The organism is Mycobacterium sp., assembly GCF_049278535.1.
Classification (GTDB): domain Bacteria; phylum Actinomycetota; class Actinomycetes; order Mycobacteriales; family Mycobacteriaceae; genus Mycobacterium.
In genome coordinates this window covers 32,280-45,183 of sequence record NZ_JBAPMI010000087.1, presented here as the reverse complement: position 1 = coordinate 45,183, position 12,904 = coordinate 32,280, and the positions used below count along the sequence as shown (strand labels likewise).

Sequence of the window (12,904 nt, the reverse complement as noted above, 5' to 3'; positions counted from 1 at the left end):
GCCGCGAACGACTCCAGCTCGCGGAACTGCGACAGGTCCAAGCGGAGACTTCCCGCCACCTCTTTCATCGCCTTGATCTGTGCGGCACCACCCACCCGGGACACCGACACACCGACGTTGATCGCCGGCCGCACACCCTGGTTGAACAAGTCGGACTCCAGGAAGCACTGGCCGTCAGTGATCGAGATGACATTGGTGGGAATGTATGCCGAGATGTCGTTGGCCTTTGTCTCGATGACCGGCAGACCGGTCAACGATCCGCCACCCAGCTCGTCGGACAGCTTGGCGCAACGCTCCAGCAGCCGCGAGTGCAGATAGAACACGTCGCCCGGGTAAGCCTCACGGCCGGGTGGGCGGCGCAGCAGCAGTGAGATCGCACGATAGGCCTCAGCCTGCTTGCTCAGGTCGTCGAAGACGATCAGGACGTGCTTGCCGTCGTACATCCAGTGCTGGGCGATGGCCGAACCCGTGTACGGCGCAAGCCATTTGAACCCGGCCGAGTCCGAGGCCGGGGCCGCGACGATGGTTGTGTAGTCCATCGCGCCGCCTTCGTCCAGCGCGCGCCTAACCGAGGCGATCGTGGTGCCCTTCTGACCGATGGCCACGTAGACGCACCGCACCTGCTTCTTCTCGTCGCCGGACTCCCAGTTCTGGCGCTGGTTCAGAATGGTGTCCACGCATACCGCGGTCTTGCCGGTCTTGCGGTCGCCGATGATCAGCTGACGTTGGCCGCGACCGATCGGGGTCTGGGAGTCGATCGCCTTGATGCCCGTCTGAAGCGGCTCACTGACGCCCTGGCGCTGCACCACCGACGGCGCCTGAATCTCCAACGCACGACGGCTGTCGGCTTTGATGTCGCCCTGTCCGTCGATCGGCTCGCCCAATGGATTGATGACCCGGCCCAGGAACGCGTCGCCGACAGGCACCGACAGAACCTCGCCGGTGCGCTTGACCTGCTGGCCCTGTTCGAGCTTCTCGAAGTCACCCAGGATCACCGCGCCCACGCTGTGCTCGTCGAGGTTGAGCGCGACGCCCAACACCCCACCGGAGAACTCGAGGAGTTCTTGGGTCATCACTGACGGCAAGCCTTCAACGTGCGCGATGCCGTCTCCGGCATCCACAACGGTGCCCACTTCTTCCTTGGCGGTGTCGGAGGTGAAGGAGCTTACGTATTCCTCGATCGCGCCCTGGATGTCGTCAGCGGAGATTGTTAACTCTGCCATGGGTTTTCGTCTTCCTGCTTGTCGATGATCTGGAGTAGTTGGTGTTTCAGTCCGGCAATTGGCTTTGGGCAGCGGCGAGACGCGACGAAAGCGTACCGTCGATGATCTCGTCGCCGACCGTGATCGCGAGCCCGCCGAGCAGCTCAGGGTCTAGTTGGTATTGCGGTGTCACGGGATGGCCGTAAATCCGGCTCAACACCTCGGCGAGGCGGGTCTGTTGGGCCTTGCTGAGTTCGGCCGCCGCACTGACATGTGCGACGACTTCGCCGCGCCGGCCCACCGCCACTTCGGCGAGTTCCCGCACCGCCGCCTCGGCCGAATGTCCTCGTAACAGCTCGACTGTCTTGGCGAGCAGTTCCGCCGTAACCGGACTCACGCCGGAGCCCGCACTATCGAGCACGTTGCGCAGCAATCGAACCCGCGCGTCTGGGGCTACCTCGTAGTCGCCCAACAAGATTGAGAGGCGGGGCTGTGTGTCCAGAATGCGCGAAAACCTGAACAGTTGCTCTTCTACCTCGTCGAGCTGTCCGGCTCGCTCGGTGCGGACCAACAAAGCGTGTCGCGACGCTAGTTCAAGGGCGTCGACGAGATCCGGCTCGGCAGACCAGCGTTCGGACACGGCACTTTTGAGTACATCGAGGGCCGGCTGGCTGACTTTGTCTGACACCAATCGCTCGAGCAGTCGAACTCGGGGTGAGGCGTCCTCAGCGGCCACCGTGAGGTAACGCGTGACGACGGATTCTCGGAGCAACAATCCCGCCACTGACGTCAGATCGTCGGCGAGTGTCGACAGTCCTTGATCGTCAAGGCCCTCGGTGGTTTCGTTGAAAGCCTTGAGCAGACCGGTCAGCGCCGTCCGGCTGGCCGAGCGCATCTTCGCCGCAACCGGGTACTGAACCTCTGTCTCAGAAGGGGCCATTGCGTCGAGGTCGTCCAGGAAGCGGTCCACGGTGGCCGCCTGCTGAGCCGATTCGGCGACGTAGCCACGCACCAATTCACCTGCCCGCCGGACGGATTCGGCGCCAGTGTCCTGGCGCAGCTGGCGAATCAGCTGCGCACGCAACAGCTCGACCTGCCTGGCGCCTTGCACTTTGATCCGCTCGACTTCGCTGTCGGCCTGCGCCCGCAACTGCTCGCCGATGCGCTTGGCGTCCGACTGCGCCTCTTCGGTGAGTCGCTTGGCCTCTGCCTTGGCGTCTTCCTTCGCCTTCTCGTGCGCGCGGCTCGCTTCCGCGAGTCGGTCGGCAGCAGCCGCGGAGTCGGCCAATTGTCGGCGCACCGTTTCTTGCTGGTCGGCCATCATCTTGCGCACCGGCGGGACGACATAGCGCCATACGAGCAACACGATGGCGACGAAGCCGAACAGCTGTCCGAGGAATGTTGACATTTTCTGCTACCGCCCCGAACCGCTGGCCGAGACCGAGGTAGTGACCTCGACGCCGAGGATGCGGCTCGCCAACGTGGAGGAGATGGAGTCCACCCGCGCACGAAGTTCCGCAGCCACGACGTCGCCCTCCCGCTTGAGTTGCTCGGCAGCGTCCTGCAGTGTCGAGGAAACCTGCTCCTCTGCACGGCCGCGCTGTTCCTCGAGGACCTTGCGGCCCTCTGTCCGAGCCTCGTCGCGGGCCGCCGATGCCTTGACCCGACCTTCGGCCATGGCCGCTTCGTAGTCTTCCCGGGCAGCGGCGAACTGCTCGGCCGATTTCTTGTTGTCAGCAGCCGTCTTGGTGACCATGTTGTCGCGTTCGTTGAGCACCCTCATGATCGGCGGCACAACGAAGGTGCCGATCACGCCGAGCACGATCAAGAAGATGATCAGCACAACGAAGAAGGTGCCGTTGGGCAGGAGGAAATTTCCCTCAGCCTGGCTGGCGGCAGCCACGACAGCGGCGCTCATGTCACCCATATCGACGAATTACTTGACGGGAGTGGCGAAGACGAACAGTGCCATGAAGGCCAGGTTGATGAAGTACGCGGCCTCAACCAGACCCACCGTGATGAAGAACGGTACGAAGAGTCGGCCCTGTGCCTCGGGTTGCCGGGCGATACCGGAGATCAACGCGTTACCGGCGACACCGTCACCGATACCTGCGCCGATCGCGCCTCCGGCCATGATGAGTCCACCGCCGATAAGGGCGCCGGCAGCGATTGTGGGGTTCATTACTTATCCTCCTTGATAATTGGAAAGGGACTGTCAAATTTGCGGGGTTGCGGAGCCGGGGGCCTAATGGTGTTCCCCTTCCAACTCCATCGATTGGCTGAAGTACAAGACGGTCAGCAGCGCGAAGATGAACGCCTGGATCGCGCCGACGAACAAGTCGAACGCCTTCCAGATCGCGTTCGGCGCCCACAAGATATACGGCGGGAATAGCGCGATCAGCGCGACCAGGATGCCGCCGGCGAAGATGTTGCCGAAAAGTCGGAGCGACAACGAGATCGGCTTGGCGAGTTCCTCGACCACGTTGATTGGCGAGAAAATCACCCCAACGGCTTTAGGCAGGGTGTCCCACACGTGCCCCTTGACGATCTTGGCCGGGTACCCAATCACGCCGCTGCGCCAGATGCCGGCCAGGTGATAGCAAAGGAACACGAACAGCGCCAACGCCAACACATAGTTGATGTCCGACGCCGGCGGGGCGAACAACTCTTTCGGAGACCCGCCTGAGCCGTGGCTGTATTGCACCGGCAGCACCGACAGCCAATTCGAGATCAGGATGTACACGAAAAGCGTGACCGCCAGTGGCAACACGAAGGGCGCGATGCGCATCCCGATTGCGGATTCGATCTGGTTGCGCATCTGAATGGTGATCGCCTCAAAGAACAACTGCACACCGCCCGGTACACCTGTCGAGGTGACCTTGGCGCGCAAGAAGAATGCCAGCCCGATGACGATGACGGCGGCGATACCGGCGGACGTCACGGTGTCGACGTTGATCGTGAGGCCGAACAACTTCGCGGTCTCGTGATGGCCGACTTCGATGGCGCCCTCAGCCAGCAGCGTGTCAGTCATCGCTGTGTCCCGTCCCTTCACTCTCGTCGGCGGCCCCGGTACGCAGCTTCTTCAAGACCGGCAGCGCGGTCGATGCCACCAGCAGTACCTGGAACAGCGCAAGCCCAAACACGACGCCGAGCCCGTCCGGTCGAAATACGAATGCGACGCTCAGTCCGACGACAGTGATGAACAGCAGCCGCGTTGCGGAGTTCACCGCCATCTTCTTCTTCAGCGGATGCTCCTCGGCGGTGATCGCCGCCACCGACCGTTGCACGCCGAGGGCGTTGAGCAAACCCAGGAGGAGCCCGACGCCGAAGAACACACCAATCATCGGGCGGTGCAGCGAACCCGCCGCGGCGACCGCGGCGACGGTCAGCAAGACCGACATGGTGAACAGCCGAATCGGCCGGAAAGCAACGGAGGGAAACACCAACGGCGCGTCTTGCGCTGGTGTAGTCACTGCAGCACCTCAGTCCTCGTTCGGGGGGAGTTGCCTGGTTGCTCGTTGCGTGGCCCGTTGAGCGTATCGGAGGGCTTTCATCGCCCTCGCATCACCCAAGGGACAGCTCCCCTTTGTCGGTCGTTTGTCGGCACTATCGGAGCTGACTCCGATGGCCGGTGGCCGGCAACCCGCGAGGTTAATTCGGGTTCTACCAGCACCGTACCACATCGACGAGGACTCTACTACTCCTCGTCGTAGACATCGTCACGGCGTCGCAGCAACGGGATCAGCGTCGCGATAACCGCGATCGCAATCGCGCCCAACATGACCGCCGCAGTGTCCCGCGGGTTGAAGAAGATCGTGCTTGCGGTGCCGAAAGCGACGATGCCGACCCACAAGTAGATGATCAGCACGACCCGCCGGTGCGAGTGACCGATCTGCAGCAGCCGGTGATGCAGGTGCATCTTGTCGGGGCTGAAGGCGCTACGGCCCGCCCGGGTGCGCCGAACGATCGCCAGCAGCAGGTCGAGCATTGGCACGAACATGACCGCCACCACCAAGAGGAATGGCGACAGCAGAGCAAACACATCTCGGGCGCCGTAGGCGTTCTGCGAGATCGGTCCCGCGGCCGTCGTCGACGCCGCAGCGAGCATCAGGCCGATCAGCATCGAACCGGAATCGCCCATGAAGATCTTGGCGGGATGGAAGTTGTGCGGCAGAAAGCCCAGACAGGCTCCGGCCAGCACCACTGAGATCACCGCCGGCGGGTAGAACAGCACGTCACCGCCGTGGTCACGCAGCAAGCCGACCGAGAACATGCAGATAGCCAGCGCGGTGATCAGGCCCAATCCGGCAGCCAGGCCGTCCAGGCCGTCGACGAAGTTCATCGCGTTGACGATCGACACGGTCAGCGCCAGCGTGAGCAGAATCGACGACGCCTGGTCGAGCACGATGGTCCCCACCCCGCCCAGCGGGATGTAGAGGACACTCCACGCGACACCCATTGTGACCAGCACGCTGGCAGCGGTGATCTGCCCGGCGAACTTCGTCAACGCGTCCAGGCCCCAGCGGTCGTCGATCAGACCGATGCCCATGATCAGTCCGCCGGCCAATACCACCGCGGGCATACCCGCCGAATAGACGAAACCGCGTGTGAGGGCGGGAAGCTGAGATGCGAGAAACACCGCTGCGACGACCCCGATGTACATCGCCAGGCCGCCCATCCGCGGTGTCGGCGTCTCGTGCACATCGCGTTCGCGCGGATAGGCCACCGCGCCGAATCGAGTCGCCAGCACGCGCACCGGTCCGGTCGCGAAGAAGGTGATGATCGCCGCGGTCAGCCCGACGAGTGCGAGTTCACGCAGCGGGACACCGGCGCCACGATCAGCCAGGGCGAGCAGACCTCCGGCGAGGTTGTCGGCACCGCTGACCATCCGAAAAACCGTAATGCACCGCCCTGAGACCGAACTGAGGCGCCCGGCCGATCAGCCGGCCAAACTCCCGGCGTCCACGCCGAGTACTTCGGCGATGCGCTCGGCGCTGACCGGGCCAGATCGGACGATGCGCGGCTCCGCGCCGGTCAGGTCCAGGATCGTCGAGGCCGCCTGCTGGGCCGAGGGGCCGGCATCGAGGTAGACGTCGACGAGGTCGCCCAGCTGCTCACGAGCGTTCTTGGCGTCCACGGCGGGCGGGCGACCGGAAACGTTGGCACTGGACACCGCCATCGGCCCAACCTCGCGCAACAACTCGATCGCGACCGGGTGCAGTGGCATCCGCAGCATCACCGTGCCACGGGCATCGCCGAGATCCCATTGCACCGACGGCGCCTGCCGGACCACCAGACTCAGAGCGCCAGGCCAGAACGCACGGATCAGATCCCGCATCGCGTTGGAAACCGAGAGGGCAAGGCCGTCGATGGTGTGCCAGGAGCCGACCAGCACCGGCACTGGCATATCGCGTCCGCGGCCCTTGGCCGAGAGCAGCGCCGCCACTGCCGCGCCGTCGAACGCGTCGGCGCCAACGCCGTACACGGTGTCCGTCGGAAGAACCACCAGCCCACCATTTTTGACGGCCACGGCCGCCGATACTATTCCGCGCGAACGCTGTTCGGGGTTGCTGCAATCGAATACGTCAGTCATGAGCGACCACTTTCTTGCGGGCCGTCACAAATCGGGGCCGTCCGGTCAAGTCCTTTCGCGCCATGATTTCGTCGAAAAATGCTGTATCACCGAGTATCTCGCAGGTCTGCGAGGATGTGGTGTCGTCATGCTCGACGGCGAACAGGCCGCGTGGGCGCAGCAGGCGTTCGGCGAGCCGCACGACGGCGGGAATCACCGCCATACCGTCTGGACCGCCGAACACAGCATGCGGCGGATCGTGGTCGACCACTTCGGGGTCGAGTTCGGCACCATCGGGAACGTAGGGCGGGTTGGCGACTACGAGGTCGACCTGCCCGTCGAGTTCGATCAGAATGACCGGGTCAGCCACATCGGCGCGGACAAACTCCACCGTGGTGCCCTTGGCGTTTCTATGCGCATAGTCCAGCGCCGCATCGGAATCGTCGAGACCGATAACCCGCGCGTCGGGCCAGTGCTGCGCGAGTGCGAGCGCCAACGCACCCGAACCCGTGCAAATGTCGACGACGACCGGTTTAGCCGGAAGAGTTTGTGCAGCAGCCCATTCCAGGATGGATTCGGTTTCCGGGCGCGGGATGAACACGCCTGGCCCTACCGACAACGTCAACGACCCGAAAGCGGCTGTGCCGGTGAGGTGCTGCAACGGCACCCGGCGTGATCGCGCGGCGATCGCTGCGTGGTAGTGGTCGAAGAACATGTCATCGGGCGAGTCGATCAGGGACAGTCGGCCACGCTCGGTGCCAGCCAGGTGCGCGGCCAATTCCTCGGCGTCGTAACGCGCAGAGTCGATTCCAGCGTCTGCGAGCAGCGTCGTCGCGGAGTCGATCGCAGACCGCAGTCGAGTGGTCATGCCTGGTGCTGCAGCCGGGACTGCTTGTCGGCGGCGGCCAGAGCATCGAACAATGCGTCGACGTCACCGTCGAGAAGCTGATCGAGATTATGTGCCTTGTAGCCGATTCGGTGATCGGTTACCCGGTTCTCCGGGAAGTTGTAGGTGCGGATGCGCTCGCTGCGGTCCACGGTGCGGATCTGGCTGGCCCGGTCAGCCGATGCGTCGGCCGACGCCTGTTCTTCGGCGAGTGCTTGCAGTCGGGCCGCCAGCACCAGCATGGCACGCGCTTTGTTCTGCAATTGTGATCGCTCATTCTGGCAGGTGACGACAATTCCGGTGGGCAGGTGGGTGATTCGCACCGCGGAATCGGTGGTGTTGACACCCTGGCCGCCCTTACCGGACGACCGGTACACGTCGATACGGAGGTCAGACTCGTCGATCTGCACCTCGCCCACTTCTTCGGGCTCGGGATAGACCAGCACGCCGGCCGCCGAAGTGTGCACGCGGCCTTGGGATTCGGTGACCGGCACCCGCTGTACGCGATGCACGCCACCCTCGAACTTCAGCCGCGACCACACACCGTCGGCCGAGTCGCCCTTGCTGGCTATCGTCAGAGTCGCGTCTTTGTAGCCACCCAAATCCGAGGTGGTTTCGTCCAAGACCGTCACGGTCCAGCCGTGCCGCTCGGCGTAGCGGATGTACATCCTGGCCAGGTCCGCGGCGAACAGGGCCGATTCTTCCCCGCCCTCACCGGATTTGACCTCCAGCACGACATCGTCGGCGTCGTGGGGGTCGCGCGGCGCCAGCATGTCGGTGAGCTGGACGTCCAATTCGGCAACCCGCGACTCCAACTCAGTGACCTCGTCGGCAAAGGACGCGTCGTCGACCGCGAGTTCGCGAGCGGTCTCCAGATCGTCGCGCGCCGCAGTGAGCTTGCGATGCGTCGATACGATCGGGGCCAACTGTGCGAATCGGCGCCCGACTTTGCGCGCGTTGCCGGGATTGCTGTGCAGTTCGGGATCGGACAACTGCCGCTCGAGGTCGGCGTGCTCGGCTACCAGCGCATCAATCGCCTGTGTCATGCCCACCTCCTCGACATCGGGATACATCCGAACGCAAAACGACGCCCGTCCTGTGCGGTTTCCGCGACAGTTCGGGCGTCGATCCTGCTACTTGTCGGCCGAGGCTTCCTTCTCGGCGCCAGCCTTGCGCTTGCCGTAGCGGCGCTCGAAGCGAGCGACCCGTCCACCGCTGTCCAGAATCTTCTGCTTGCCCGTGTAGAACGGGTGGCACTGCGAGCAGACCTCGACCACGATGTGGCCGCTTTCTTTGGTGCTGCGGGTCTGGAAGGTGTTACCGCAACCGCAGACCACAGTGGTCTCGCCGTAAGCGGGATGAATGTCAGCTTTCATGGTGTCCTCTTCAATCGTCGGTCGCCGGGTCGCCAGATCGTGAGAGCGATAGGACGTGAACCGGAACCTGTGTTCGGCTGTCGATTATGCCAGCTCAGCCGCTGTGTCCCTAAACGCCCGCCGAGGCCCGCGCATTCCCGGGCCGCCGGTGCCGCTAACCAGGGCTGACCTCGGCTTTGATTGAACGGTCCACGATGGCATAACTGGTGTCGCGGCCAGGCCGGGTCCACAACAGGCCGCCGTTGGGGGTGCTGCCGCGGGCTTTGAGCTCGCGTTTGAGGATCTTGTTGGTGGCGGTCGTCGGTAGCCTGTCGGTGATCCAGACGTGCCTCGGCCAGGCCTTCGGTGAGAGATCCGGCTGGCCTGCCAGGAACTGGCTGAACGCGCTCGGCGTCAGCTCAGCGCCGTCCACCAGCACCAATGCCGCCATCACCTGATCCCCCACCTGCTCATCGGGGACCGCGTACACCGCGACCTGGCTGACCGCTGGCAGGCGCTGCAGGATGCGCTCGATCGGCGCGGTCGTCATGTTCTCGCCGTCGACGCGCAGCCAATCTCCGCTGCGGCCGGCGAAGTAGATCCAGCCGTCGGCGTCGCGGTAGGCCAGGTCGCCGGACCAGAACATGCCGTTGCGCAAGCGCGCGTCGGTGGCGTCCTTGTCGTTGTAGTAGCCGGCGAACAGGCCGGCACCGGTGGTGTTGACCAACTCCCCGATCGCTTCGTCCGGGTTGAGCAGAGTGCCGTCGTCGTCGAATCTGGCCACCGCGCATTCGGCGAGCGTGTCGGAGTTGTAGATCCCGACTCCGGGGAAGCCACGGCCGAGTGAGCCGGGCGGACAACCGTCTTCGCGGGTGATGATGATCGCGCCCTCGCTGGAGCCGAAGCCGTCCCAGACCGTGCAGTCGAAACGCCGGCTGAACTCTGCGATGTCGCGGTCGCTTGCTTCGTTGCCGAACGCGACCTTCAGCGGGTTGTCCGTGTCGTCGGGCTGCTCGGGTGTGGCCAGAACGTAGGCCAACGGCTTGCCGACGTAGTTCATGTACGTGGCGCCGTAGCGACGCAGGTCTGCCAGCAAACCGGACGCCGAGAACGTGGCGGGCACCATCGCCGAGCCGGAGCCGACCGCCACGCTCCAGCCGGCAAGCAGGGCGTTGGAGTGAAACAGCGGCATCGACAGGTAGCAAACGCCAGATGAATCGACGTCGAACCGGCCAATCAGGTTGGCGCCCGCGAAGATAACGGTCAGATGAGTGATCTGGACAGCCTTCGGCTCACCGCTGGTGCCCGAGGTGAAGATCATCATCAGCGTGTCGGTGGGGACGACCTCGCGATGCGGCACCAACGGCCCGGCCGATGCGAGCAGATCCGACCACTCGTCGCTGGTGACGTCGATGACGCGAATTCCAGGTAGATCCACATCGTCGAGCAGCGCCCGATGGGCGGGATCGATCAGCAGTATCTGGCAGTCGGCACACAGGATGTCTTTGGCCAGCGCCGCGCCGCGGCGGGTGTCGTTGATGCCGCACAGCACGTAGCCGCCGAGCGCGGCGGATGCCATCGCGGTGAGCATTTCGGGCGTATTGCCCAGCAGCGCACCGACATGCATCGGGCGCTTGGGATCGGCGATGCCGATCAGTGCGGCGGCGGCCGCCGATGCGTCTGCCAGATGTTCACGCCAGGTCCACACCCGGTCGCCGTATTTGACCGCCGGCGTGGAGTCGCCGCTGCGCGTGCGCAGCAGCTGCTGAATAGTGTCCGCCACAGCTCACCACTTTCCCGTCGGTCCCCGACAGGCGCAGGCTACCGCCGCAGCATCAGCTGCTCAGAGGTAAGGGCGATGTTGGTCGACGGCGAAGATGCGCTAACCGGCTAGTCGTTGTCCCCGCCCGGTGTCGTCTTGGACACCTGAACCAGGAACTCGTAATTGGTCTTCGTCTTGCGCAGCTGCGACATCAGCAAGTCGATGGCTTGATGAGAATCCAACCCCGACAGCACCCGACGCAGTTTGTGCACAATGCCGAACTCGTCGGGCGACAGCAGCAATTCGTCCTTACGTGTGCCCGAGGGGTTCACGTCGACGGCGGGGAACACCCGACGCTCGGAGATCTTGCGGTCCAGCTTGAGCTCGGCGTTACCGGTGCCCTTGAACTCCTCGAAAATGACTGTGTCACCCGTAGATCCGGTCTCGACCATCGCGGTGGCGATGATCGTCAACGATCCGCCCCCTTCGATGTTGCGGGCTGCGCCGAGGAAGCGCTTGGGCGGGTACAGCGCGGTGGAGTCGACACCACCGGACAGGATGCGGCCCGACGCCGGCGACGCGTTGTTGTACGCGCGACCCAGACGGGTGATCGAGTCCAGCAGCACGACGACGTCTTTGTCTTGTTCCACAAGACGCTTGGCGCGCTCGATCGCCAGCTCGGCGACCGACGTGTGGTCAGACGGCGGCCGGTCGAACGTCGACGCGATGACTTCGCCCTTGACCGAGCGCGCCATATCGGTGACCTCTTCGGGCCGCTCATCGACGAGCACGACCATCAGGTGGCACTCCGGGTTGTTCTTGGTGATCGCGTTGGCGATGGCCTGCAGGATCATCGTCTTACCGGCTTTGGGCGGCGACACGATCAGTGCGCGCTGGCCCTTTCCGATCGGCATGATGAGATCGATAACCCTGGTGGTCAACTGGTCGGGCGTGGTTTCCAGACGCAGCCGCTGGTTGGGGTACAGCGGCGTCAGTTTGGAGAAATCGGGACGGTCCTTGGCGTCTTCAACCGGCCCGCCGTTGACGGTGTCCAAGCGCACCAACGGGTTGAACTTCTGCCGCTGGTTGGGTTGTTCGCCGTCCTTGGGCACCCGCACCGCGCCGGTCACCGCGTCGCCGCGGCGTAAGCCGTTCTTGCGCACCATGTTCATCGAGACGTAGACGTCGTGTGGACCGGCCAGGTAACCGGACGTGCGCACGAATGCGTAGTTGTCGAGAACGTCGAGGATGCCGGCGACCGGCTGGATGACGTCGTCTTCGCGCAGTTCGGTGTTGTCACCGCCCCCGTCGCCGGGCCGATCGCCACGACGCCTGCGCTCCCGGAATCGGCGGCCTCGACGGCCGCCACGGCCGTCGCCGTCGTCGTCTTGCTGGTTCGAGCCGCCTTGCTGATTCGAGCCGCCGCGGTTCTGTTGCCCGCCGGAGCCCTGTTGATCGCCGCCCTTGTCCAGGTCCTTTTCAGAGTCCTTTGGGGACTCTGAGCCTTCGGACTTGGTGCCCTGTTGGCCGCGGTCGCGAGCGGGCTTGTCGTTCCCGTTCTGCTGCTTCTTGTCGTTCCGGTGGTTCTGCTCCCCCGCGTGATCGCTGGAGGATGCCCGCTCGCCGGAGTCGGTGTGGCTCGTGTCGTCGGCCACGTCGGCGCTATTTTCGGCCGGCTTGGCGTCGCGGTTGTCTGACTCGGCTCCGGGGCCATCATTGGACGACGCGCCATTGGCGTGGCCACCCTGCCGGGTTTCCCGGATGGCCGCGATCAGTTCGCTTTTGCGCATCCCCGAGGTGCCCTTGACGCCGGACCGGTTGGCCAGCGCGCGCAGTTCGGGAAGCACCATGGTTGCCAGCGAGCCATCGGACGCATTCGAATGCGCGTCGGCCTCGCTGGAAGTTTCTGGAGTCGCGGATTGGGACAGCTTGTCATTTTCGGTGCTGTCGCCAGCCGTAACGAGGTCCGTATCAGTCACGGATTTCCTTTCTCTCCCTCGCCGATCGAATCAAGCCAGGGGTTAGTTGCATTCAGCCAAATCGCCGAGTGCTGCCAAAGGTCGACTCTGCAACGGTGATTGCCAAGATTGGCGGTTTAAATGGCGAACCATCGTCCACGAGAAGAAT

13 protein-coding genes are annotated in these 12,904 nt (G+C 64.2%); all 13 read right to left on the bottom strand.

What is annotated here, in order from left to right; translation table 11 throughout:
• Nucleotides 1-1,223 (bottom strand): F0F1 ATP synthase subunit alpha (gene atpA, locus WAO18_RS05815; RefSeq protein WP_422204630.1); only part of this gene is annotated, 1,223 nt, incomplete at its 3' end.
• 46 nt (nucleotides 1,224-1,269) lie between these two features.
• Entirely contained in the window at nucleotides 1,270-2,610 is a 1,341-nt protein-coding gene (locus WAO18_RS05810; RefSeq protein WP_422204628.1) for a F0F1 ATP synthase subunit B/delta, read from the bottom strand.
• 6 nt (nucleotides 2,611-2,616) lie between these two features.
• Nucleotides 2,617-3,129, bottom strand: coding sequence for a F0F1 ATP synthase subunit B (locus WAO18_RS05805; RefSeq protein ID WP_422204627.1), 513 nt, complete (start codon nucleotides 3,127-3,129; stop codon nucleotides 2,617-2,619).
• 9 nt (nucleotides 3,130-3,138) lie between these two features.
• Nucleotides 3,139-3,384, bottom strand: coding sequence for a F0F1 ATP synthase subunit C (locus WAO18_RS05800; RefSeq protein ID WP_331516282.1), 246 nt, complete (start codon nucleotides 3,382-3,384; stop codon nucleotides 3,139-3,141).
• Between the two features lie 63 nt (nucleotides 3,385-3,447).
• The gene (gene atpB, locus WAO18_RS05795; RefSeq protein WP_422204625.1) at nucleotides 3,448-4,233 is read right to left on the bottom strand and encodes a F0F1 ATP synthase subunit A; all 786 of its coding nucleotides are present in this window, start codon (nucleotides 4,231-4,233) and stop codon (nucleotides 3,448-3,450) included.
• Nucleotides 4,226-4,675: an ATP synthase subunit I gene (locus WAO18_RS05790; RefSeq protein WP_422204623.1), complete on the bottom strand. Its 450-nt coding sequence runs from the start codon at nucleotides 4,673-4,675 to the stop codon at nucleotides 4,226-4,228. The genes atpB and WAO18_RS05790 overlap by 8 nt, the downstream gene beginning before the upstream one ends.
• A gap of 224 nt (nucleotides 4,676-4,899) precedes the next feature.
• Entirely contained in the window at nucleotides 4,900-6,090 is a 1,191-nt protein-coding gene (locus tag WAO18_RS05785; RefSeq protein ID WP_422204621.1) for a glycosyltransferase family 4 protein, read from the bottom strand.
• A 51-nt stretch (nucleotides 6,091-6,141) separates the two neighbouring features.
• Complete coding sequence (locus tag WAO18_RS05780; RefSeq protein ID WP_422204619.1) at nucleotides 6,142-6,795, bottom strand: L-threonylcarbamoyladenylate synthase; 654 nt, start codon at nucleotides 6,793-6,795, stop codon at nucleotides 6,142-6,144.
• A complete protein-coding gene (gene prmC / locus WAO18_RS05775) occupies nucleotides 6,788-7,642 on the bottom strand; it encodes a peptide chain release factor N(5)-glutamine methyltransferase (protein WP_422204618.1) in 855 nt (284 codons plus the stop codon). Before prmC ends, WAO18_RS05780 begins: the two co-directional genes overlap by 8 nt.
• Complete coding sequence (gene prfA / locus WAO18_RS05770; RefSeq protein ID WP_422204616.1) at nucleotides 7,639-8,706, bottom strand: peptide chain release factor 1; 1,068 nt, start codon at nucleotides 8,704-8,706, stop codon at nucleotides 7,639-7,641. The genes prmC and prfA overlap by 4 nt, the downstream gene beginning before the upstream one ends.
• 87 nt (nucleotides 8,707-8,793) lie before the next feature.
• Entirely contained in the window at nucleotides 8,794-9,036 is a 243-nt protein-coding gene (gene rpmE, locus WAO18_RS05765; RefSeq protein WP_422204615.1) for a 50S ribosomal protein L31, read from the bottom strand.
• A gap of 154 nt (nucleotides 9,037-9,190) precedes the next feature.
• A complete protein-coding gene (fadD1, locus tag WAO18_RS05760) occupies nucleotides 9,191-10,798 on the bottom strand; it encodes a fatty-acid--CoA ligase FadD1 (protein ID WP_422204614.1) in 1,608 nt (535 codons plus the stop codon).
• 107 nt (nucleotides 10,799-10,905) lie between these two features.
• Entirely contained in the window at nucleotides 10,906-12,756 is a 1,851-nt protein-coding gene (gene rho, locus WAO18_RS05755) for a transcription termination factor Rho (RefSeq protein WP_422204613.1), read from the bottom strand.
• Nucleotides 12,757-12,904 lie beyond the last annotated feature (148 nt).